Consider the following 23192-nt stretch of genomic DNA (forward strand, 5'->3'; position numbering starts at 1 on the left):
AAACCATGCATTATGCAAACAATTCAGACAGCGGAGACTTTTGGGGCGAGGTCGAGCCTGAACACCGAACCTTGCGGACCGATGCCGGCCTCAGGATAGATATGCGCAACACGCGGATCATGCGCGGGCAGAACGTGGTCGTCACTCTCTGCCAGTGCGCGTATCTTTTCGTGCCCTGCAATCATGTCGGAAAGGTTGAACGCGACCGAATATGGCACGCCACGCTCATATTCCTCGTAGTAATGCAGCGCATCGGACGCGAGAACGACCCAGCCGCGTGCAGTATTGACCCGTACGATCTCCTGGCCCGCGCAATGTCCGCCAACCCAATGGACGCTGACACCGGGTGCAATTTCTTGATCACGACCATGCAGATTCAGGCGGTCGGCATGCAACAGTCCGACCGTCTGGCAGATCTCATCCACCTCATAGGCGCGGCGAAACCAGTAGCGTTGCATCCACGGTCCAGTGACATAATGCATTTCTTCCGTCTGAAGATGGAATTTTGCATTCGGAAAGGCGGCCAGATGGCCTGTGTGATCGTAATGGAGATGGGTCAATATCACGGTATCGACCGTTTCCGGGTCCACACCGCAGGCGCGCAGCACGTCTGGCGGATTGACCAGCATGGTATGCCCGTGTTTTTCCGCCTTTTTCGGGTTCATGCCTGTATCGACCGCGATCACGCGGTCGCCACTTCGCAAAAACCAGCAATAAAAGTCCATCGTCAACGGCGTGGTCGGATCGGTTTCCAGTATGAAATTCTGCCCGCGCTTGCGCCCCGGATTGGTGCCATAACGAATGCCGAAGATTTCGTATTCAGGGATCATTATTTGCCTCATGCCACAAGATGCTGGCCTGCGCCGAGATAAGCGTCGATGACTTGCTGTCTGGCGGCTTCGCTTTCCAGTTCTTGCTTATGGTTATGACCGACAATGCGGCCCGAACGCAGAAAATAGATGCGATCGGCAAGGCGCATGGTCATTTGCAGATTCTGCTCGACCAGCACGATGGAGAGATTGCTTTCGGCGCGAACGGCCGTTAAACGATCGAATACGCGCCTGACCAGCAGCGGTGCGAGACCGAGCGAAGGCTCATCCAGCAGCAACAGCTTCGGTCCGGCCATCAGGCCGCGTCCGATAGCCAGCATTTGCTGTTCGCCACCGGAAAGCTGCCATGCGGGCCGCTCCACCTTGTTGGCGATTTCCGGGAAAAGGTCGAGGACGGTGGACATACGGCTTTTGCGTAGACCCGAAGACAGTTGATACCCGCCGAGGACCAGATTTTCGCGCACCGTCAGCGAGCCGACAATCTCGCGCCCTTCCGGCACATAGACGATACCACGCGCAACGCGTTCCCGCGTGGAAAGGCTGGCTATCGACGCGCCGTCGAAGATGACATCCCCGCTTGCTTTCACAAGACCGACCAGTGCCCGCATGACCGAGGTTTTACCGGCACCGTTTGCCCCCAGCAAAGCCACGACCTCACGCGGTCCGACCGTAAAGGAAACTTTTTCCACCGCCTGCGCGCGCGCACCATAGAAAACCGAAATGTCCTGTACCGAAAGCAGGTCAGTCATCGTCGCCTCCCAGATAGATGCGGATTACTTCGGGATCGTTACGCACTTCGTCGGGCGTACCGCTGGCGACGAGTTGGCCGAAATTCAGAACATGGATGCGGTCGCAAAGCGACATGACCAGATCCATATCGTGCTCAACGACAACCATGACCAGTTCAGGAGAAACAAGACGTTCCAGGGCGAGCGCCAGATCGCGCGTTTCGGAATTATTGAGCCCGGCAGCCGGTTCATCCAGCAGAAGCACCTTCGGCTTGCCGACAATCGCGCGGGCGATCTCCACCAAACGCTGGTTGCCGGGGGGCAATTGCGCCGGGAATTCATCGGCAACATGCGCAAGGCCGAAGCCTTCCAGTGCCGCGATGGCCTGCCCACGCATTTCCTCGCGTTCGCGATGACCGCGCGACAACGGCAGGAACGCGTTGAGCCAGCCGGATTTGTAATTGCGCGCAAGGCCCATCATCACATTCTCAACGACAGTCAGATCGGGGCAAAGCGCCACGGTCTGAAAGCTGCGCACGATACCGCGTTCGGCGCGAGCCGCTGACGGCATGTTGCAGAGTTCTTCCCCTGCAAATGAGATGGAGCCGCTTTGCGGGCGATAGGCGCCGGCCAGACAATTGAAAAGGCTGGTCTTGCCCGCACCGTTCGGCCCGATGAGACCGGTTATTTCACCGGCATGAAGCTCGAGGCTCGGCCCCTGCAGAACCTTGATCCCGCCGAACGCAAGTTGAATGTCTTTGGCAATCAGGGATGTAGCGGTCATTGCCCATGCCTTTCTGCACGACGACGATCAAAAGCTGCCTTCAAGCGCGGTGCGTGATAGCCGATCAAAATCACGGCCAGCAGAGCGGTACCGTAGAAGACCGGAATCCATGCTCCCTGACTGGCAAGGATTTGCGGAATGAGCGTCAAAAATGCGCCGCCAATCAGGGCCCGACCAAGCGTCAGTCCATAGAGACTGACCACCGAACCGACCAACAGGAAGATCGATGACCAGAGTGTAAAGCCACTGGGTGAAACCGTTGCGCTGGCATAGGCAAGGGCTGCGCCCGCCGTCGAAGCCAGAGCGGCACTGATTGCCATGGCACTGATGCGCGCCCAGCCTTTTCTCGTCCCGAAGGCATCGGCGGCGGCAGGATGGGTGCGAGCCAGAAGCATTGCCATGCCCTGGCGTGACTGGCGAAGCCGCACCAAAACATAAGCACCGGCCAACAGCAGCGCTAGAGCAAAATAATAACGCTGCATGTTCAGCGTGCCGAACGGCAGCAGCCATTGTGACACGTAAAGCCCTTCATAGCCGCCGGTCCAGCGATCACCGGCATCAATGATCTCAGGCAGTGCCAGCGCGAGCGCCATGGTCGTGACTGCAAGATAGATCCCTGAGAGCTTGCGCGACGGCCAGGCAAAGGCAACCCCCAGTCCGGCACCGATGATCACGGCCAGCGGCAACGAAATCCAGATCGAAATGCCAAAATGCTTTTCCAGAATGGCCACCGCGTAGGCACCTGCCGCCATGAACACGGAATGGCCGATGGAGACTTCGCCGCCATAGCGGACAAGAAAGCTGACCGAGAGAACGCCGAGGCTATTGGCATAGCAAATGCCGAGAATGAATAGCCAGGACGGCGCGACGATCAAGGGTAACACGATGAGGATCAGCGCAAGGATCACAGCTGCCGACCGCCCCCGGAAAAGCAACATCACATCGGACGTGCTATTGTTCTGCGCACGCAGTGGAATGTCAGACACGTGAACCTCCACCGGCTGCGGCAAGAACGCCGTTAGGAAACAGGTTTAGCGCCACAAGGATCAATCCCAGCAGAAAGGTTGAGCTGAACTGCGGCGAGACATAATAGTTGAAGAGGTTCATCAAAACGCCGATGAGTACGCCACCGATCAAAGCCCCCGGCAAAGAACTGAACCCGCCAAGCACTGCCGCAGCAAAGGCTTGCAACATGAAGGCCGAAACAGTGGTTACGCTGAGGAAAGTGGTCGGCACGATCAGCAGTGCACCGATAACACCGAGCACCGCCGCGACGGCCCAGGCGAAAAGATGCACATTGCGCAGGCTCAGGCCGCAAACCTCTGCCGCAAAAGGATTGGCCGAGATCGCACGGAAGGCAATGCCAAGCTTGGTATGATCGATGATCAGGAACAGCGCCACGATTGTAACGGCCACGACGCCCAGCACGGTCAGATCATAACCGGTGATGCGCAGTCCCAGAATCGCAAAGCGAAAATCCGGAATTGGCAAATCAAGCGAGACAATATCCGCACCGAACACAATCAGAGTCACGCCCTGCGCGATCAGGCCGATACCGAGCGTCGAGATTGTCGCCGTCAGATCCGAGCTGAAAACCAGTGGCGAGATGAGCGCATAGACCAGACAGGCAATCGCCACGAGCGCAACAAGCGTCACCAGAACCGATGTGCCCCATGACAGGCTCAGCAATGCGCCGCTCGACAGGCCATAAACCAGAAAGGCGGCAAGACCGGCAACATTGCCATGCGAAAAATTGACGACCTTGGAGCATTTGAAAATCATCACGAGCCCCATTGCACCCAGTGCATAGAGACAGCCCATGATGAGGCCCGACCAGACCAGTGGAAACAGATCGCTAAGAAGCTGCATCGTCATGCTCCGTCGTCCACCCGGCTTCGACCACGCGAATGACCCCGGGATAATACTGACCGCCGTGACCTTGCTCTATCGCGTCCTGATAATAGCGACGCACGACATCCGCGGCGCGCAGCGGCACGCCGGTCTGCTCTGCCAGTTCGAAGACATAGCCGATATCTTTCAGCACATATTCCGGTGAAAAAGCCTTGTCCGGAAAATCGCGCGGCAGCATGGATTTTGTTGCGTGGTTGCGCAGCGCAAAACTGTCGCCCGAACCCTTGGAGACGGCCTCGATCAGGATTTTTGGCGACACACCGGCCTTTTCGCCCAATACCAGCATTTCGGCAATCGTCACCACATTCTCAAAGACCAGCATGTTGTTGACGAGTTTGAGTACCTGCCCTGCACCGATGTCGCCACCATGGGTGATATCGGTCGCCATATAGCGCAGGACCGGCTCGATCCGGGCGAAATTCTCTGGTGAAGCGCCGACCATGATCGACAATTCGCCCCGTTGCGCAGCCTCGCGCGTGCGCGCCACCGGTGCATCAGCGAAGTGAATTCCGTGCGTGGCTAACTCCGCACCGACTTTACGTGCGACAGCAACCGGCGTCGTGGAAAGATCGACGACAATCGCACCTGCACGCAACCCGACTTCGACGAGACGAGCCGTCACCGCCTCCACCTGCGGCCCGCCAGGCAGGGAAAGGCAGACGAGACTGGCCGTTTTGGCCAAATCTTCGAAACTTGTCGCCTCGGCCTTGGTGTCCGAGAGCGCTGCCAGGGCTTCCGCAGACAAATCCTGCGCCAGTACACGACCCTTATGCTTTGTGGCCACGTTGCGGCACATTGGCCCGCCCATAACGCCAAGTCCGATGAAACCGATCGTTTCCGTGCTCATGATCTTAATCCATCAACATGCCGCCATTCACGTCGAGGACCGTACCGGTGATCCAGTTCGACTGTGGCGACGCAAGAAAGACAATAGATTGGGCGATATCGTCGGGATGACCAAAACGACCGAGCGGGACATTTCCATTGGCGGATGGCGCCGCCTTTTGCGTTACGCTTTCCCACATCGGTGTCTCGACGGGACCGGGCGCTACGACATTGGCGTAGATACCCTTTGAGGCGAAACTCTTGGCGACCCATTTGATAACGCCGTGGACACCGGATTTTGCGGCGATATAGGCCGGACCGGAGGCGACGCCACCGATCTTGGCGGCAATAGACCCCAGCGCCACAACCTTGCCGTAGGCTTGTTCCTCCATCAGCGGAAGGACTTCCCGCAGCGGGTTGGCGACGCCCAAAAGATTGACGTTGAGGATAGAATGCCATTCATCGTCGCTTGCATCGGCAAGCGAGCGGTTCGAAATGGTTCCGGCACATAGGATCAGAATATCGACCCGACCATACTGAGCTTTAACGCCGCGAACGAGCGCAGACGAAGCCTCCCGCGAGGTCACATCCAACTTGCGATAATCAATCGATGGATGCCCATAATCGGCGCTCTCAGCGAGATCGGTCGCCACCACTGTGGCGCCACTTTCAGCCAGCGCCATAACTGTGGCTCGGCCTATCGCCCCGGCACCGCCCGTTACAATGGCCACCTGACCTTGCAACTGCGCCGGACCGCTCAGCGGAATTTTCTGCATGCTCCTACCCTTCCCATTTTCATTTTCTAGAGCGGTTCCGATTAACGCGTCGTCGTTGGAACCGCTCTATCTCTTACGCATGTCTCCCCATCCTCCAGAGACGGCACGCGTGTCAGTTAGTTTTGGCCTCAAAGACGGCCTTTGGATAGGGCTTGAAATCACGCACCAGAACAAATTTACCGTCCTGCGCCTGAATGATACCCTCCGCGCGGGTGCCACGATGATCGCCCTTGATAAAGCTCACGCCCTTGGCGCCACCCACCGTCACATTATTGAGGCTCTCCATCGCCAGCGTCAGGTTTTCACGGGTCAAAGGCTTGCCACTTTTGACCAGCGCGCGAAACCCTTCGGTGAACAGCGACGCATTGCTCCAGCCATTGAGGCCGAACACACCTTGCGGATCTTTTGGATAGTATTTGCCCACGGCTTCGCGATATGCAGCAACCGTCGGCTCATCGCTGGTCACTGGCAACAGCCATGACGAGAAATAAACACCATCGAGCAGCTTGCCGGCCAGCTTGTAGGTGGACGGGTCGGCTGTAAAGAACGGTGCAAACCAGGCCGTTTCGAACCCTACCTGATCGGCTGCTTTCAATGCTGCGGCAAGGTTCGCATTTGAACCGAAAAGCACCACGGCATCGGCACCCGCCTGTTCAACGCGACGGATATGTGCGGCAAAGCTGGTCGTCTTCACATCGAACGGTACAGACTCTACGGCTTCCAGACCATGTTCTTTCATATAAAGGTCGAATCCGCGTTTGCCGGATTTACCAAGCTCGTCATTTTCCCAAAGAAGAGCAATCTTCTTTTTACCGAGATCATTGACTGCATAATCGACATTCATCGCCGCCGACCAACCATAGTCTGGCAAGAGCGGGAACACTTTGTCATTCACATAAAAAGCCGAAGCACCGCCAATGGGACCTATCAGCGACAGGCCAACTTCGGCGGCGTATGGCAAAACAGCGGCATTGGTCGCAGTTCCTACAGACGCGGCCAGAGCGAAAATACCCTCACCTTCCACCATCTGACGGGTTACTGCGGCGGACCGCGCAGGTTCATAACCGTCATCCTGTGTGACGTATTTTATCTTCCAGCCCTCGACGCCACCCGTTTCGTTGACATGCTGAAAATGTGCATCTGCCGCGTGCGTCAGAATTGAATAAAATGGAACTGGCCCCGTTACAGGGGTGAATGCACCCACTGTTACGATCTTGTTTGCCTCATCGATGCCAATATTCTGGGCCGCGCCCGGCAACACCATCGTTAAAAAGAATGCTGAAGCAGCGCCAAGCACTGACTTGATACCAGCCATACCTCGATCCTCCCAAATCGTTTAAATGGATGACTTGCCGAAATCTAAATACGGTTCGCACCCGATGTCAACCGATAATGCATTATGCATTGGAGACGGTTTGCAAAACATCTGTTGGCAATCGGGATAAAAATTCCAAATATTGGGAGCGATCTCGGGTATTTAATGACGCTAGAAGCGCCATTTTAAAGCGATTTTCGGCGTAAACGCTCGAGAATCTCTACAACCGCCGATTTCTAACGCGAACTCGCTCACATATTATATAATGCATTATTCTGGTATTCCGCGCGACGCGCAATAAATTTGCGTAAGATTCACAAATACCAGACCCGCCAATGTCATTAACATTGAAAACCCGCTCGGTGCCATCTCTTCTTTCATAACTGCTTCGCAACGGTGCGGACGAATAGAAGGCAGTGTCGTTCTCCTGCACGTCTGCAAGACAATGTATGGACGCGATGTCCAAGCGCGAGGAACAGGCTACCCAGACTTTGGTAGTATAAGTGCTTTCATTGAAGTCCGGGCATTGGCAATCCGCCGGGATGCATCTACATTCAATTTAAACAGCAACGGATAGTTGCGCCGATTCAAGAGAAAATTCAGTGCATAAGCATTTCATTGCAGTGACTGAATAATATCGCATCAGATTACCCGAAGCGCCCGAAGAGGCGTGGGGACTAAATTCATAATGCGGGCTCGCCCGTCGCAACATAGTCTGGGAGGACACTATGATAAAGCTTATCGCCACTCTGGCGACAACACTTGCTATTTCCACTGCGGCTTTCACCGCGCACGCACAAAATTATCCGGAACGAACGATCACTATGGTCGTGCCATTCGCTGCCGGTGGACCGACAGACACGGTGACGCGACTTGTCGCGGAATCGATGTCCAAGGATCTTGGACAACAGGTCATTGTCGAAAATGTCGGCGGCGCAGGTGGAACACTTGGCGCAGGCCGTGTCGCAACCGCCGATCCGGATGGTTATACGCTGCTGCTGCACCATATTGGCATGGCCACAAGCGCCACGCTCTATCGCAAGCTCGCCTATGACACGCTGAATGCCTTCGAATATGTCGGCCTTGTCACGGAAGTTCCGATGACCATTGTTGCGCGCAAGGATCTTGAACCCACCGATCTCAAGGGACTGATCGATTACGCCAAGGCCAACAAGGACACCGTGACAGTGGCCAATGCCGGTATCGGCGCAGCATCGCATCTTTGCGGCATGCTTTTCATGAGCGCGATTGAAACTCCGCTCGTCACAGTTCCTTACAAGGGAACAGGCCCGGCCATGACTGATCTGCTCGGCGGTCAGGTGGACATCATGTGCGATCAGACGACCAACACCACGAAGCAGATTCAGGCAGGCACGATCAAGGCTTATGCTGTGACATCCCCTGAACGTCTGGACGTGTTGAAAGACCTTCCGACAACCAAGGAAGCTGGTCTGGACGGTATGGAAGTTGGTATCTGGCACGGCATTTATGCACCCAAGGGAACTCCGACTGACATTACCGAGCGACTGTCGAAATCGCTTCAACTGGCCCTGAAGGATCAGAATGTGGTTGCCCGTTTCGCGGAACTGGGCACGAAGCCGTCATCGGACTCCGACGCAACCCCAGCCGCATTGAAGGCCAAGCTCGAGTCCGAAGTCGCGCGGTGGAAGCCGGTCATCGAAGCTGCCGGACAATACGCAGACTGACCATAGGGCAAATACTAGAGGCGCGCCTTTTAACGCGCCTCTAGTGGATTGAATTTGACGTTTGAATCCCGGCTGACATAGATGCTGTTTCAAACGTCAAATTCGAAAAATCAACTAGATACATATACTTGCTAGTGGTCTTTTTGATTCCAACATTTGCTCAGCGCGTGAACCGAGGGATGCAAATGTTGGAATCAGACCACTAGTATCGTTTCCCGCATCTGCGCGTTAAAACCGCAGCCACCGGGATAAAGGACAGACTTCACATGCCGAACCACCGGCATAGCCCTTTCAACGGCAAATCCGAAAGATGATTGGCCCATGAACGAGTCTTCGCGGAAACTATCGATCGATCCGACCAACGGATTGTGCGGTGCCCTTCTCACACTGACCGGCGCTTTTTTTGCCTATCAATCGCTGGGTCTTGACTTAGGGACATCGCTTCGCATGGGACCGGGATATTTCCCGCTTGTCCTGTCCGGTGTTCTGATCCTGCTTGGACTGGTTATTCTCATCCAGGCTACACGGGTCTCCGGCGAGCCCATGGGCCCAATCGCATGGCGCGGCCTTTTCTTCATTCTGCCCGCGCCGATATTCTTCGGCCTGACCGTTCGTGGTCTCGGTTTTGTCCCTTCGCTATTCCTGACCTGCCTTATCGCCTCTTTCGCCTCAATGCGCATGAAGCCGCTCGCAGCCATCATTCTCGCTGCTGCGATCACGGTCTTTTCCGTCATTGTGTTCAGCTATGCGCTCGCGCTGCCTTATCAGCGTTTCGGGCCCTGGTGGCCATTCTAGGGGGGCATGAGCATGGAACTTTTCAGCAATCTCGCGCTCGGCTTTTCAACCGCATCGACGCTGGCTAATCTCGGCTTTTGCCTCATAGGCGTACTCCTCGGCACGTTGATCGGCGTCCTGCCCGGCATCGGCGCCACGGCCACCATCGCCATGCTGCTTCCAGTCACGTTTCAGATCGGCGACCCGGTTTCCGCACTGATCATGCTTGCTGGCATCTATTACGGTGCCCAATATGGCGGTTCAACGACCGCTATTCTCATCAACATGCCGGGAGAATCCTCATCCGCCGTGACCGCTATCGACGGCTACCAGATGGCGCGCCGTGGGCGCGCGGGTGCAGCGCTTGCAATCGCGGCAATCGGGTCATTCTTCGCCGGTACAGTCTCTACCTTTCTGGTGGCGGTCTTCGCTCCGCCGCTGACTGAAATCGCACTGAAATTCGGCTCAGCGGAATATTTCTCGCTGATGGTCGTGGGGCTGGTTTCGTCCGTAGCGCTGGCGCATGGTTCGATCATCAAAGCTTTGGCCATGGTCGTTCTGGGACTTCTGCTTGGCCTTGTCGGTACAGATATCTACACCGGCGCGCCGCGTTTCACGCTGGGTATTACGGAATATGCCGACGGCCTTAATTTCGTAGCCGTTGCGGTCGGCGTGTTCGGCATTGCCGAAATTCTGCGGAATCTTGAAAGCGAACATTCGCGCGAAGTGCTGATGGCGAAGGTCACGGGGCTGATGCCGACACGAGACGATTTCAAACGCATGGCAGCCCCGATCCTGCGCGGAACGGTCATCGGCTCAGCGCTTGGAATCTTGCCAGGCGGCGGCGCCATTCTCGCCTCCTTTGCTTCCTACACCGTGGAAAAGCGCATCTCCAAGACGCCAGAGGAATTCGGCAAAGGCGCGATTGCAGGCGTTGCAGGACCGGAATCCGCCAACAATGCCGGTGCACAGACATCCTTCATTCCCATGCTCACGCTCGGCATTCCGGCCAATCCGGTGATGGCATTGATGATCGGCGCCATGATCATTCAGGGTATCGTTCCGGGCCCGAATGTTGCAACAGAGCAGCCCGCCCTGTTCTGGGGCGTGATCGCGTCGATGTGGATCGGCAATCTCATGCTTATCATCCTCAATCTGCCGCTGATCGGGCTGTGGGTGAAGCTTTTGACAGTGCCCTATTATGTGCTGTTCCCCATTATCATGACCTTCTGTGCCATCGGAGTTTATAGCGTCAATTCTAATGTCTACGACCTCTATGCGGTCGCCTTCTTCGGCTTCATCGGCTATCTGCTGGCTAAACTGCGCTGCGAACCGGCTCCCCTGTTGCTTGGCTTCGTGCTCGGACCGTTGCTGGAAGAACATCTGCGTCGCGCCATGATCCTGTCACGCGGCGACCCGGCAACCTTCTTCACCCGGCCAATCAGCGCAATTCTGCTCGCCATAGCCGCAACGGTTCTCGTGGTCGTGCTGCTTCCATCAATACGCAAGAAACGCGACGAGGTGTTCGTTGAGGAGGGTTGAAGCGCGTCCTCCAATTTCTCTGTCCGTGACAGCGCCAAAAGCGTTCTCAGAAATGCTCTATCGGAAGGCCACGCTGTTCATGTCCTGACAAAGCAAAGCTGGCCTGCTCGGCTTTCGTCCCGCCGTTCATGCGGTTGATCATCACGGCCACTTCGGTTCTGTTATGGACACCGAAACGCTTGATCAGATCATCGACATAATCCTTTATCGTATGGGGCGAAAGTTCCAGATGCCGTGCAATCTGCTTGTTGGTATTGCCAGCCGCCAGCAACCGGGCGACTGTCGAAAGACGCGGAGAAAGGCTGGTCAGATTGGCGCCGGGCGTATTCGCCGGATGCCCTTCCTGAATGTTGCGCAAGGCAAGCGCCGACGAGCGGCACAACAATGAAACCTGCTCTTCAAGCTGCGTTGCATGCATCTCGAAACCAGCGGCATAAATCAGTGCCTGAATATTGCCGCCGACATAAATCGGGCAGCACAAGTTATCATTGTAATTCCATCGATAGAGCAGCGTGCGCATCAGCGGCACATTGCCTGCTGCATTCTGGGGCAATCGCGAGCCCGCCACCGCGCTGGCATTCTGCACCACAGCTGCAATCATCGGATCTGAATCTGCCAGCCCGTTCTGATATTCGAGAAGAAAGCCTGTGGGCGTGTTGATGCTGTGAAAAAGGCGCGGCCGATTATTCTCCAGCAAATAAATTCCAAGCGAACGCACGCGCAGCACATGCGCGGCAAAATAATCGCAAGCTATTGTGAAATCGTCATAATTACGGCTCTCCGCAACAGAAAGCGCTGCAGAGACCCGTTCGTCTATCGTTAGTATTTCCCTGGGCATTCTATCTCCCGAATTCCCAAGCCCCCCATTCGGGGGGAATGTTTGTTCCCGCTCTTGTTCGTATCATTCCCGCTTACAACGACTAAATCAAGGGGAACCGTTTTGGATACCAGCGTGCACCGGGCTCACACCGCCGACAACTATTCCGCAGTCATTCAGGGCTTCAACGATCGCCTGCAAGCCATTCTACCTTTGATTGAAGAAAAGGCGGAAGAAGCGGAACAACTCGGGCGGATGCATGATGACGTCGTGGACGCAATGCGCAGGGGCGGCTTCTACACGATGCTGTTTCCGAAGGAGGTTGGCGGCGCGGAACTGCGACCCATCGATGCCATGAAGATCATGTCCGCGCTTTCCAATGCCCATGCATCGTCTGGCTGGTGCACCATGGTCAACAATATGGAAGGCACGACCATGGCGATCTACCTCGACGACGAGGGGATTGCCAATGTCTTCAAGGATGGCGTCGATGTCACCATTGCAGGCAACGGCGTGCCGCGCGGCTTCGCCCGCAAGGTCGATGGCGGCTACATGATCCGCGGCAACTGGGCCTATGGAAGCTCCATCTTTCACGCGGAATGGATTCATTCCGGCTGTTTCCTGCTCGATCCCAAAGACCCGAGCGGCAAAGCGCTGCTGAAAGACGAAACCGGCGCACCGCAGATCATCGTTGCGCATCACCCGCGCTCGACGATCCAGCTCCTCGGCAACTGGGATGTGCTGGGCCTGCGCGCGACCGGCAGCTTCGACTACACGCTGGCAACCGACGAAGACCTCTTCGTGCCGGATTCCATGGTCTATAGTTTCACGCAATCCGCGCCGAAACGCGGTCAGACGCAGGGCCATCTCGGGCTGGCGGGCTACAGCGCCCTCACCCATACGAGCTGGGCTATTGGCGTTGGTCGCCGGATACTCGACGAACTCGCCAGGGTTATCCGCCAGCGGCATGACCCGTTCGGCAAGAGTGCGGATAGTGCCAGCCTGCGGTTCCAGTTTGCCAATGCGGAAGCCCGCTATCGGGCGGCGCGAGCACTTGCGATGGAAACATGGGAAGATGTCTCACAGACCACCACATCCGGCGGTATTCCGTCGCTCGACCAGATGACGATGGTGAAGCTCTCGCTGCGCTATATGCATGATATCGTTTCCGATGTGGCGACGTTCGCGCATCGTGCAGCGCGCGGTGCATCGCTGCACAACACGGCCATGCAGCGCTTTTACCGCGATATCCATTCCGGCACCCAGCATATTCTGCTCGCTGACCAGATCGTGGAGGAATGCGGCAAGGGTCTGCTCGGCCTGCCCGGCCCCGATGCGCGATGGACCGTTTTCGGCATCAGCGAAAACTGAGACCAGCCATGACGCGAAATATTGTCAGCTTCGTCGGGTGTGATCGCCCGACGAAAGTTCACCGGGTAACCCAGGCGATTGCCGCGAGGCTGGAAGCGGAAGACGATGTGTCGGTCACGCATCTGGACCTGTCCCATGCCGGGCCGAACCTGTTTACCGTCAATCGCAAGGCACTGGACCAGCAGTCTGAAAGCCTCATTTCGGAGATCGAGCATTGCGATGCTCTGATCGTGGGCTGCCCGGTCTATCAGGGAGGCTATCCCGGCCTTTTCAAACATGTGTTCGATCTCGTGCATCCATTGGCGCTGCGCGGTCGCCCGACCGTGCTGTGCGCTGTGGGCGGCGGGCATCGTCACGCATTGGTCGTCGAGCATCATCTGCGTCCGCTATTCGGCTTTTTCGAAGCCGGAACCGTCGCAACCGGCATCTATGCCTGTTCGGCGGAACTGGAACCGGACGGGCTTTTGCCTCCGACCCTCGCAGCGCGGATCGACAGCGCCGTCGACCAGATGAGAAAGCAATTGGTCCAGTCACACCAAGCCAGCGGCATAAGGTGGAAAGATGTTGAATTACTCGAGCAGTTTTGAAAAACGCACGGTCAAAATCCGAGGTAAAACCATCACCTATCTTGTGAAGGGTGAAGGCAAGGACATCGTTTTTCTGCACGGAACCGGGACATTTCCCGGCTTTGACAGCCTAACCGACATTGCTTCGCGAAACCGGCTCATCATTCCGTTTCATTCGAATTTCGGTGAAAGCGATGATGATGCCGATATCGTGCAGATCGGCGATTATGTGCTCCATTACATGGATTTCTTCGATGCGCTGGGGCTGGATCAGTTCGGCCTTGGCGGCTTTTCGCTGGGGGGCTGGATCGCAGCCGAATACGCGATCAGGCAGCCGGACAGGCTCACCGCGCTGTTTCTCGCGGCACCTGCCGGACTCGATCTTCCGGCAATCCCTCTTCCTGATCTGTTTCAAGTCGCGCCAGCCGATATCCCTGCCCATCTCACGCATGATCCGGCAGTCGCACTCCGCTATTTTCCATCTGCGCCCGATAGCCGGTTCGATGCAGCGCTCGGCCGCGAAATGGGCGCGCTGGCGCGGGTCCACGCGACCGATGGGCGCGGCAATAAAAAGCTTGGCCAGTGGCTGCACCGGCTGAATATGCCGACCCTGATCCTCTGGGGCGAGGAAGACCGGGTTATCCCCGCGCAATATGCCGAAGAATGGAAGCGCGGGATCAGTGGCGCACGTCTGGAGACGCTCGGCGCGACCGGCCATCTGCTGTTTGAAGAGACGCCAGCGGCGGCGACACTTGTGCGCGATTTCCTGTTGACGGTCTGAGGTCCGTTTTCAAGCATTGGGCACCGCACGCTCCCGTCTGGGAGCATTATGAAGTTGCAGGTAAAAATAAGGGGAACCAAACCATGCAATGGGAAAGCCTATCGGACTTCGATCAATCCAGAATAAAGCGCTGGCAATGGGGCATGCTGGCGCTGGCGCTGTTATGCGAGATGTTTCTCGCCGCCGACTGGTACGCCTTTGCGGCGGTGATACCGTTCATCTCGGAAACACTTCAGCTCGATTCCGCGCAGGCCGGCCTGGCACAGGGGATATTCGCGCTGACCTATGGTCTCGGTATGATTGTCTGGTCGCAATTGAGCCGCCGCATGAATGCCCGATCGCTGCTGCTGATCGGCCTGTTCTGCACCGCTATCGGCATGGTGGCGCAAGTCTATGTGCAAACCTACACCCAGCTGATTGCGCTCCGCCTGTTCATCGGCTTCTTCGATGCAGCAATCTTCCTCGGTAATATGAAACTCATCATCGGCTGGTTCCCGCAGAAGCGACGCGGCAGCATGATCGGCTTGATCCTCGCGGCCTATAGTCTTGCAATCACGCTGGACTTCGCGATTGGCATTCCGCTTTCCATCACCTATGGCTGGCGCACCTTCTTCGCCATTCTCGCCATCGGAACGCTGGTGACGGCGGCTGCCGTGCTGCTCTTCACCCGCAACAATCCGGCTCATATCGGCTATAAGGGTTTCAGCTGGGAACCGGAAAAGCAGCAGACCTCCACGGCGTCACTGGCCAGCATCTTCCGCTCGAAATGGATTATCGTCGGCAGCCTGGGCATTTCGGCCTGCACGATGGCCATTGCCGGAACCGCCACCTGGGTCATTCCCGGATATATTGCTGTGCATCAGATGCCCGTGGAAGATGCGGCACTGATCGGCACCTTGATGGGGCTGTCGCAGGTGGTGTTTCTCGTCATCGGCGGTTACGCCGCCGACCGCCTGAACAAAACAGGGATGATCAAGTTCGGAACGGTACTTGCCGTCCTCGTCGCGGTAATGTTCACCGGCGGCATGGCGATACCGCTTGGCTTCGGCTGGCTCATCCTCATGGCGCTCCTGAGCGGCGTGGCACTTTTCGGCGGTGGTGCGATCTTTGCATTCCTCAGCGAAAAATATCCTGAAGAGCTGGCGACGGCAGCGGTTGGCTATGCCGAGATTTTCGCCATCCTTGCGACGTTCATTTCGCCCTGGGTCATGGGGGTGGTCATCAAGGTTTCTGGTGGGTCTTTTGTCAGCGCTTTCCTGACCTTCGCGATCATGGAAGCGATCATTCTGGCCATCATTCTGGTTGTCACCCGCGAGAGCTTCAGCCTGAATAATGACAAGGTTGCGGTCGCCGCCAGCGGTAACGGCATTTCGGGCGAGGCCTCCCGTCCCTGATCAAAAGCCATAGCGGATGCGATTAACAGGTCGCATCCGCCATCTTACGAAGGCTGTGGTTCTGTTTCTGCAGTTGCTCATCACACAAAATACCATTGCCAATTAGCAGCTGGTTGGCAAGGGAATGTCCGCCCAAAGCGCGGCCGATGCCGTCCAGGAAGCATTCATTCGCCTGGCAATGATATCCGGGACCTCAAGAGCTATGTTCAGCGCACTGCCGAGACGGTCGCCATCGACGTTCATCGCGTTGAACGGCGCGCAGCGGCGGTAATAGACCCTAACGCCCTCATTGATGACAGTTGCGCCGATCCGCAGCCGCTTGCGGACGCATTGATGATCTCCCGCGAGGATGCGTTGGCACTGAACGCCGCTTTGCTGGAACTGCCAGCGCGATGCCGGGAGGTCCTCATCCTGCATAAGTTCGAGGGATTGAACTACGCGGAAATCGCCGACAAATTGGGCGTCGCCGAAAATACGGTGATGGTTCATATGGTAAAAGCGCTCGGATGCCTGAGGTCCCGGCTGCGCGAAATAATGCACGGCGCGACTAATTAGTTTTCTTCCGGCAATCGTCTAAGTAAATAGGGACGGCCACACTTCGAATGGTGTGCAGCCGCCGTGAACGTTTGAGGCAGAGGATTCGAGTGAAGCGTAAGCGCCATAAAATGCAGCCAATTGTCCAAGAGAGATGATGGGGACTGCGGACAGACAACTGATCGAGGACGAGGCCGTCCAATGGTTCGTGACCCTCAGGGATGAGGATGTCACCGAGGATGATCGCCAACGCTTCGAACAGTGGCTCGACGCCGATTCGGAGCACAAACGTGCCTGGCTGGAGGTCGAGCGCGTTTGGGAAGGTCTCGATCTTCTCCCGGGAAAACAAGCATTGACCTCAGAAAGCCCGACGGTCCGCGCTGCGTCGCACTGCTCGCGACTGCCCGGCATGGCTGCGGGAGCGCCGCGCCGCGCTTCCTGGAGGCAGGTCATGCTCGCCGCCTGTCTTGCGCTGGCGCTGGTCGCCAGCTGGCAGTTGGTCCCGGTTGGTATAATGGCTGACTACCAATCAGGCGTGGGTGAACGTCAGACCGTCAGTCTGGAAGACGGCTCACAGATCGAACTCGGAACATCGAGCGCCATCGATGTGAAATACAGTGGTGAGCGCCGTACCGTTAAGCTCTTGACGGGCGAAGCCTTCTTTACCGTCGCCAAGGATCCCGCAAGACCTTTCGTCGTCCAGGCCGGCGATGGACAGGTCGCAGTCCTTGGGACAGCGTTCAACGTCAAGATCGAGGATGGCGTAACGGTTGCGGTTACGCACAACACAGTTGAGGTGAGTGCGGCTAGCGACCGAAAGAGAGTGAGCGAAGGTAATCTTGTCCATTACGATGCGAAGGGCGTATCGCCTGTCAAAAATGCTAATCTCGAAACCGTTCAGGCGTGGCGTCACGACCAACTGGTGTTTAATGACGCTCCCCTTAATCAGGTAATCGCCGAGTTGCAGCGTTATCGCTATGGCCGCATCCAGTTGCTAAGCGGGGAAACTGGCAATCTTCGCGTGACGGCTGTTTTTGACACGCATCGCCCCGATGCGGCGCTCGACACAATTGCCGAAAGCCTCAATCTGCGGGTTTATCGCGCGACCAATCTGCTGGTCGCAATTGCGCAAAAATGATGATTTTGAAAAAATACGAGAAACGACTAATTACTTTTCCGAATTCAGCGTCTTCAACAATAGGAGACCACTTTCGTACCGGTCTCCATGCAATCTGGAGACGAGGTTTCGGGAATCGGTGACGGAAATAGCGCGCGCATAAGACGGTCAGCGGGTATAATCACATTTCTGCTGGCCGGGACGGCCATGATGTCCGTTCCAATTGTCGAGCAAGCCAAAGCGCAATCCGCCACGACATCGGCAACATCGACCAAATTCAATATCCCAGCCCAATCACTCTCGACGGCACTGATCGCTTTTTCGCGCCAGACGAAGCTCGGGATTTTCGTTACATCCTCCCTCGCCTTGGGTAAGAAATCGACCGCGGTAAACGGCGCTCTGTCGCCAGAAGTCGCTTTGCAACGGCTCCTCTCCGGCACCGGCCTCACTTATACCTTTACCAATCAGAATACGGTTCGGATCATGCCGCCGCCGCCACGTCACCGGATGGCTCCATGATACTGGAAACAATTACCGTCCAGGGTCAGGGCGTAACAACCGAAGGAACGGGAGCGTATACGATACCCGAAATGAGCTCGGCAACGGGCCTGCCTTTATCGATTAAAGAAACGCCGCAATCGGTCAGCGTGGTCACCAATCAGAAGATCAAGGACAAGGCCTATACGTCGCTGGATCAGGCCATCAACGACGTGCCTGGTCTGATAGCCACGCCCGATTTTGGTGATAGCCGATGGCAGTATTATGCTCGCGGTTCTTTGGTCAACAGCATTCAGTATGATGGACTGACGAATTCTGTGACGACGTTTTCGCGAGACGGAACCACCCAGGACGATCTCATCCTTTATGACCGGATTGAGGTTGTGCGTGGAGCAACTGGCCTGCTACAGGGTACTGGCAACCCGTCCGCGTCGATCAATCTGGTGCGGAAAAAGCCCACCGACGTCGCTCAAACATCTGTCACGACGACTGGTTCGTCATGGGGAAACGGGCGCATTGAAGTTGACGCCTCTCGCCCCCTTAACGAAGAAGGAACTGTCCGGGGACGGTTTGCCGGTTCATTCCTTGGTGGCGAGGGATACCGGGACTACAATGACCAACGCAACTTTGTCCTTTATGGGGTTATCGAGGCCGACCTTACCGAGAACACGACCGCCAGCCTCGGCATCAGCCACCAGAAAGAACACGTCGATGGATACGGGAACGGGGGTTATCCGACCAGGCCCGATGGATCCTTTTACGATTGGACGGCAAAGGACTACCTCGGCAGTGACTGGGAGTATTCCGACAAGCGCAAGACGACCGCCTATTTCGATCTTGAGCACCGTTTCGACAACGACTGGAAAGCAAATGTTACGGCCCAGTATTCGTGGAGCAGTGGCACGATTGAATCATCCTATCTTACCTACAGCAACGGAACCTACCTGAAGAACGACCGCATTTACGATGGCGACAGTAAGTCCTACGCCATTGATGGACGGTTTTCCGGCCCCGTTGAACTGTTTGGTCGAACACATGATCTGATTTTTGGGGCAAGCACCCATAGGGACGATTTCTCCTACTCGGCTTTCAGCGCACCGGCTTATACGGTCGATATCTTTAACTGGGATCCCTCTTCGATCAGTAAGCCAAGTATGACGACCAATTATTACAACACGAACCCGACGATAACGGAGACCGGCCTTTATGGCGCAGGTCGCTTTACGATATCCGACGACCTGAAGTTCATTCTTGGTGCTCGTGTCAGCTGGTACGATTACAGCTCCCCGGTCGAAAAAGTCTCGCTCACGGAAGATGCGAAGTTCGTACCCTATGTCGGTGCTGTCTACGACTTGACCGATACGGTTTCAGTTTATGCAAGCTACACCTCGATCTTCCAGCCGCAAGCCTATTACGATCCGAGTGGCAGCATTCTTGCGCCGATTGAGGGTCGCAACGTTGAAGCTGGCGTAAAGGGCAGCTTCTTTGATGATCGGTTCAATGCGTCGGTCGCGATCTTCCAATCCAATCAAAATAACCTGCCGATCTATTATGGGACAGCATGCGCTGGCAGCTCATCTTGCTATACCGCTGCCGACGAAGTGCGAACACGGGGCGTCGAATTCGAGCTGAATGGCAAGATCACCAACCAGTTGAACGTGTCGGCGAGTTACACATTTGCAAAAGCAGAATATGTGGAAGGGACCAAGGAAGGTCAGATCTATAATTCTGCCGTCGCGCCCGAGAACATGTTCAAGCTCTACGCATCCTATGATTTCGACCAGAAATTGGAGGGCCTGACCGTTGGCGGCGGCGTCCGAGCTTTCAGCAAAACCTACTACACCGCAACGACGTCTTATAAGGAACAGCCCGCCTATGCCGTGGTTGACCTTATGGCGAAATACGACTTCAATGACAGCACCGCGATGCAGCTCAATGTGAACAATGTCTTCGACAAAACTTATTATTCGAAGCTCAGCACCTCGACGGCCTATGGCAATTTCATCGGAGCGCCAAGGAACGTCACGCTGAGCCTCACGCATAAGTTCTGATCGACCGATGGTGGTGGCAATCACAGGGATCATATGGCCGAATTCGGCGACTTGGCGCAGATATGGGCTGAGAAGCTTATTCATTCAAATTGCTCTGCTGGCGCTCATCCTCTCAACTGTGACAGTGAGCGCCGCGACGGTCGATACTTCGCGGTCCGGATCGTTGCCGGTGACTGTCGAACATGCGTTTGGCTCCACGACGGTGCCATCCGAACCACAGCGTATTTTGACTTTCGGCTGGGGTCCTGACGATATCGCCATAGCCTTGGCCAAGCCCCCGCTCTGGATGCCGCGCCGTTCTATATTCGAGAGCGGCATTGCACCGTGGAACGAAGAGCGACTAAGTGGAAAAAGGCCGACACTTTTTTCCGGCATTTACCTGGATTTCGAGGAAGTCGCTCGTCTTGGGCCCGACCTGATCCTCGCTGTTTCCTCGGGGATAAATGCCAACGAGTATCGGATGCTTTCCCGGATCGCGCCCACCGTGGTGTATAGATCGAGACCATGGCAAGCCACACTCGAAGAGCAGACCGAACTGGTGGGTGCCGCCCTTGGCCGTCCCGCAGAAGCAAGCAACCTCGTGACAAATGTCGAGCGCGTTCTCGCATCCGCGCGCGCTGAAAATCCTGTTCTTACTGGCAAAACCTTTGCTGTTGGAACCTACTTCAACGGATTTTCCGTCTATCTCTCCACCGATCCACGCGTTGCCGCTTTCAAAAAACTTGGTCTGAAACTGGCTCCGGGGATTGCATCATTATCGACGCATTACCCCAACAGGACCTTGCTGGCTTTGAGCGCGGAGCAGATGGCCCGCCTGGATGCCGACATTCTCATCATGTGGTACACGAGCGGCAACCAGAACATAGCCGAACAACAGCCATTATTTCGAACGCTGCGCGTCGTGCAGCGCGGCAGCTACATCGCCCTTGTTGACCCGTCGTCAGTCTGGGCCATGTCGGCGCTTAGCGTTCTGTCAATCCCTTATGAAATCCCAAGGCTTGTTCCACGTCTGGCGCAAGCCGCGTTCCGTGCTGAAAAAGCCAAGGAATCTTTTCATGAATGAGTATTTTATCGCCGAGGTCATATCGGTTGTGCGCGTCTCTCCACACATGATCCGCATCGAATTCGGAGGTCAGGGTCTGGCGGAGTTCCAATCAAGTGGAAGGCCAGATGAATGGACCCTGCTTATGTTCCCCGTAGAGCCGGGTGGCAGGGTCGAACTCCCTATCTTGCTGGATGGCAAATGGAAGTCGCCCCCAGCCTGCGAACTCTCCCCGGCCCGCCCGTATACGGTGCGTAAATGGGTGCCAGTGTCGGGCGTCTTAACGATTGACTTTGTCATCCATGACGGCGGGGTAGCCGCTAGCTGGGCCAAGGGCGCCTGTCGTGGTGACCGCATTGTGGTCAGTGCGCCTTTCGGACGCTTCGTTCCGCCGGGCGAAAGCGGATGGACTCTGCTACTGGCCGATATTACGGGCTTGCCCGCCGTGGCGCGCATCATCGAAGAACAGGGAACGTCGAATGTGATCTCGGCGCATATCGAGCTGCCGCATCAAGACGACAGGCAGGAGCTACAAGCTGGGCAAGGTGTCTCGCTTTATTGGTATGACAGTTTCGGGAAGGCCTCCAAACCAACACGGCTGCTGGACATCGCGCAGACTATCAAGTTACCGCAAGGAGATGGCTACCTCTATATCGCAGGCGAAGCGACAGCCGCTTCGGAAGTGCGTAAACATTTCCGGGATGTTGTCGGAATCAGCAAGGACAGAATAACTTCGGTCGGTTACTGGATCGAAGGACAGTCGCGCGGATGAGCAAGAACTTATCCAGCCTTACCGCACCAGCTTCCTCGATCCGCGTTACGTCCAAAGGATGGGTCCTATCGGCAAGCGTGCTGCTGCTGTGTTTCATGGCAACCCTCAGCCTTTTGGTCGGCACGAGACCAATTGCTCCGGCGTCCGTCCTCAACGCCCTTATCGCCTACGATCCCAACTTGCCGGATCACATCATCATTCATGATTATCGTCTGCCGCGAACCCTGCTTGGGCTTCTATGCGGCGCGGCGTTTGCCATGTCCGGTGCGCTCATCCAGGCGGCGACGCGCAATCCCCTAGCCGATCCGGGGCTCTTGGGCGTCAACGCCGGAGCAGCCTTTTTCGTCACAGTGGCGATAGGCATGTTCGGGTTTCATTCGCTCAATGCTTACGTATTGGCGGCGCTTGCGGGCGCGATCAGCGCGACGTTGTTCGTATATATTCTAGGCGGAACAGGTCGGGAGGGGGCAACGCCTGTTCGTCTGGTGCTCGCAGGCGTGGCGCTATCAGCGGTGCTCGCTGGCATTACTTCATCGATCACGCTGCTCAATCCGCGTGCTTTCGACACGATGCGCTTCTGGGCAATCGGATCACTCGCCGGTCGCGATATGAATGTCGTGACAACGGTCGCACCGTTCATGGTAATCGGGATGGTCCTTGGCCTTGTTGCCTCCCGACCACTCAACGCTGTCGCGCTCGGAAATGAGCTGGCTCAATCACTTGGCGCCGACATCCAGCGCGCACGGGTCCTTGTCGTTCTCGCGGTAACGCTGCTTGCCGGAGCGGCAACAGCGGCAGTTGGCCCGATCAGCTTTGTCGGTCTGATGGTCCCGCATGTCGTACGCTGGTTCACAGGTCCCGACCAACGCTGGATTATCGGCATGGCGATCATATTCGGACCAGCCTTGCTGCTCGCCGCCGATATTCTCGGGCGACTTGTGGTCTTTCCCGGTGAACTGGAAGCTGGAATTGTCACCGCATTTATCGGAGCACCCATCCTGATCCTGCTCGCACGACGACCAAAGGCGAGTGGTTTATGATGGATACCGCTTCTTTTC

The 23192-nt window shown here is 56.3% G+C and carries 23 protein-coding genes; 14 read left to right on the plus strand and 9 right to left on the minus strand.

Annotation, left to right across the window (positions count from 1 at the left end):
- Positions 1-23: 23 nt before the first annotated feature.
- The 8 genes from FIC94_RS17510 to FIC94_RS17545 form a co-directional block, all read right to left on the minus strand.
- Positions 24-830 carry an N-acyl homoserine lactonase family protein gene (locus tag FIC94_RS17510; RefSeq protein WP_140025773.1) on the minus strand — a complete coding sequence of 269 codons (807 nt, stop codon included), beginning with the start codon at positions 828-830 and terminating at the stop codon, positions 24-26.
- A gap of 8 nt (positions 831-838) precedes the next feature.
- Positions 839-1579, minus strand: a complete 741-nt coding sequence (locus FIC94_RS17515; protein WP_140025775.1) for an ABC transporter ATP-binding protein — start codon at positions 1577-1579, stop codon at positions 839-841.
- Entirely contained in the window at positions 1572-2342 is a 771-nt protein-coding gene (locus FIC94_RS17520) for an ABC transporter ATP-binding protein (RefSeq protein WP_140025777.1), read from the minus strand. The genes FIC94_RS17515 and FIC94_RS17520 overlap by 8 nt, the downstream gene beginning before the upstream one ends.
- The gene (locus tag FIC94_RS17525) at positions 2339-3328 is read right to left on the minus strand and encodes a branched-chain amino acid ABC transporter permease (RefSeq protein ID WP_235892048.1); all 990 of its coding nucleotides are present in this window, start codon (positions 3326-3328) and stop codon (positions 2339-2341) included. The genes FIC94_RS17520 and FIC94_RS17525 overlap by 4 nt, the downstream gene beginning before the upstream one ends.
- The gene (locus tag FIC94_RS17530) at positions 3321-4211 is read right to left on the minus strand and encodes a branched-chain amino acid ABC transporter permease (RefSeq protein WP_140025778.1); all 891 of its coding nucleotides are present in this window, start codon (positions 4209-4211) and stop codon (positions 3321-3323) included. The genes FIC94_RS17525 and FIC94_RS17530 overlap by 8 nt, the downstream gene beginning before the upstream one ends.
- Positions 4198-5100, minus strand: a complete 903-nt coding sequence (locus FIC94_RS17535; RefSeq protein WP_235892049.1) for an NAD(P)-dependent oxidoreductase — start codon at positions 5098-5100, stop codon at positions 4198-4200. The genes FIC94_RS17530 and FIC94_RS17535 overlap by 14 nt, the downstream gene beginning before the upstream one ends.
- 4 nt (positions 5101-5104) lie before the next feature.
- The gene (locus tag FIC94_RS17540) at positions 5105-5854 is read right to left on the minus strand and encodes an SDR family NAD(P)-dependent oxidoreductase (protein ID WP_140025782.1); all 750 of its coding nucleotides are present in this window, start codon (positions 5852-5854) and stop codon (positions 5105-5107) included.
- A 112-nt stretch (positions 5855-5966) separates the two neighbouring features.
- Positions 5967-7169, minus strand: a complete 1203-nt coding sequence (locus tag FIC94_RS17545) for an ABC transporter substrate-binding protein (RefSeq protein ID WP_140025784.1) — start codon at positions 7167-7169, stop codon at positions 5967-5969.
- A gap of 728 nt (positions 7170-7897) precedes the next feature.
- Between FIC94_RS17545 and FIC94_RS17550 the strand changes: the two genes are divergently transcribed.
- The 3 genes from FIC94_RS17550 to FIC94_RS17565 all read left to right on the plus strand — a co-directional run bounded on the left by FIC94_RS17550 (position 7898) and on the right by FIC94_RS17565 (position 11191).
- A complete protein-coding gene (locus tag FIC94_RS17550) occupies positions 7898-8875 on the plus strand; it encodes a tripartite tricarboxylate transporter substrate-binding protein (protein ID WP_109365835.1) in 978 nt (325 codons plus the stop codon).
- 321 nt (positions 8876-9196) lie between these two features.
- Positions 9197-9670, plus strand: coding sequence for a tripartite tricarboxylate transporter TctB family protein (locus FIC94_RS17560; protein WP_109365834.1), 474 nt, complete (start codon positions 9197-9199; stop codon positions 9668-9670).
- 12 nt (positions 9671-9682) lie between these two features.
- Positions 9683-11191, plus strand: a complete 1509-nt coding sequence (locus tag FIC94_RS17565) for a tripartite tricarboxylate transporter permease (RefSeq protein ID WP_140025867.1) — start codon at positions 9683-9685, stop codon at positions 11189-11191.
- A gap of 46 nt (positions 11192-11237) precedes the next feature.
- On the opposite strand, the gene FIC94_RS17570 is transcribed toward FIC94_RS17565, so the two are convergent.
- Positions 11238-12029: a LuxR family transcriptional regulator gene (locus FIC94_RS17570; RefSeq protein ID WP_235892050.1), complete on the minus strand. Its 792-nt coding sequence runs from the start codon at positions 12027-12029 to the stop codon at positions 11238-11240.
- Positions 12030-12143: 114 nt separating this feature from the next.
- Here FIC94_RS17570 and FIC94_RS17575 point away from each other — a divergent pair, with 114 nt between their 5' ends.
- The 11 genes from FIC94_RS17575 to FIC94_RS17625 all read left to right on the plus strand — a co-directional run bounded on the left by FIC94_RS17575 (position 12144) and on the right by FIC94_RS17625 (position 23174).
- Positions 12144-13379 carry an acyl-CoA dehydrogenase family protein gene (locus FIC94_RS17575; RefSeq protein ID WP_235892051.1) on the plus strand — a complete coding sequence of 412 codons (1236 nt, stop codon included), beginning with the start codon at positions 12144-12146 and terminating at the stop codon, positions 13377-13379.
- Positions 13380-13387: 8 nt separating this feature from the next.
- Positions 13388-13966 (plus strand): NAD(P)H-dependent oxidoreductase, encoded by a 579-nt coding sequence (locus FIC94_RS17580; protein ID WP_140025788.1) that lies wholly within the window; start codon positions 13388-13390, stop codon positions 13964-13966.
- Positions 13941-14726 (plus strand): alpha/beta fold hydrolase, encoded by a 786-nt coding sequence (locus tag FIC94_RS17585; RefSeq protein ID WP_140025789.1) that lies wholly within the window; start codon positions 13941-13943, stop codon positions 14724-14726. The genes FIC94_RS17580 and FIC94_RS17585 overlap by 26 nt, the downstream gene beginning before the upstream one ends.
- Positions 14727-14809: 83 nt before the next feature.
- A complete protein-coding gene (locus tag FIC94_RS17590; protein WP_140025791.1) occupies positions 14810-16120 on the plus strand; it encodes an MFS transporter in 1311 nt (436 codons plus the stop codon).
- 231 nt (positions 16121-16351) lie between these two features.
- Positions 16352-16675 carry an RNA polymerase sigma factor gene (locus FIC94_RS22905; RefSeq protein ID WP_371830933.1) on the plus strand — a complete coding sequence of 108 codons (324 nt, stop codon included), beginning with the start codon at positions 16352-16354 and terminating at the stop codon, positions 16673-16675.
- A gap of 133 nt (positions 16676-16808) precedes the next feature.
- The gene (locus FIC94_RS17600; RefSeq protein WP_140025793.1) at positions 16809-17792 is read left to right on the plus strand and encodes a FecR family protein; all 984 of its coding nucleotides are present in this window, start codon (positions 16809-16811) and stop codon (positions 17790-17792) included.
- A gap of 186 nt (positions 17793-17978) precedes the next feature.
- On the plus strand, positions 17979-18290 hold the full coding sequence (locus FIC94_RS17605) for an STN domain-containing protein (RefSeq protein WP_180918039.1): 312 nt from the start codon (positions 17979-17981) through the stop codon (positions 18288-18290).
- Positions 18287-20320 (plus strand): TonB-dependent siderophore receptor, encoded by a 2034-nt coding sequence (locus FIC94_RS17610; protein WP_140025797.1) that lies wholly within the window; start codon positions 18287-18289, stop codon positions 20318-20320. Before FIC94_RS17605 ends, FIC94_RS17610 begins: the two co-directional genes overlap by 4 nt.
- Before the next feature lie 7 nt (positions 20321-20327).
- The gene (locus FIC94_RS17615; protein WP_140025799.1) at positions 20328-21383 is read left to right on the plus strand and encodes an ABC transporter substrate-binding protein; all 1056 of its coding nucleotides are present in this window, start codon (positions 20328-20330) and stop codon (positions 21381-21383) included.
- On the plus strand, positions 21376-22134 hold the full coding sequence (locus FIC94_RS17620; protein ID WP_180918041.1) for a siderophore-interacting protein: 759 nt from the start codon (positions 21376-21378) through the stop codon (positions 22132-22134). Before FIC94_RS17615 ends, FIC94_RS17620 begins: the two co-directional genes overlap by 8 nt.
- The gene (locus FIC94_RS17625) at positions 22131-23174 is read left to right on the plus strand and encodes a FecCD family ABC transporter permease (protein ID WP_140025803.1); all 1044 of its coding nucleotides are present in this window, start codon (positions 22131-22133) and stop codon (positions 23172-23174) included. The genes FIC94_RS17620 and FIC94_RS17625 overlap by 4 nt, the downstream gene beginning before the upstream one ends.
- Positions 23175-23192 lie beyond the last annotated feature (18 nt).

Source organism: Ochrobactrum teleogrylli, from assembly GCF_006376685.1.
Lineage (GTDB): Bacteria > Pseudomonadota > Alphaproteobacteria > Rhizobiales > Rhizobiaceae > Brucella > Brucella teleogrylli.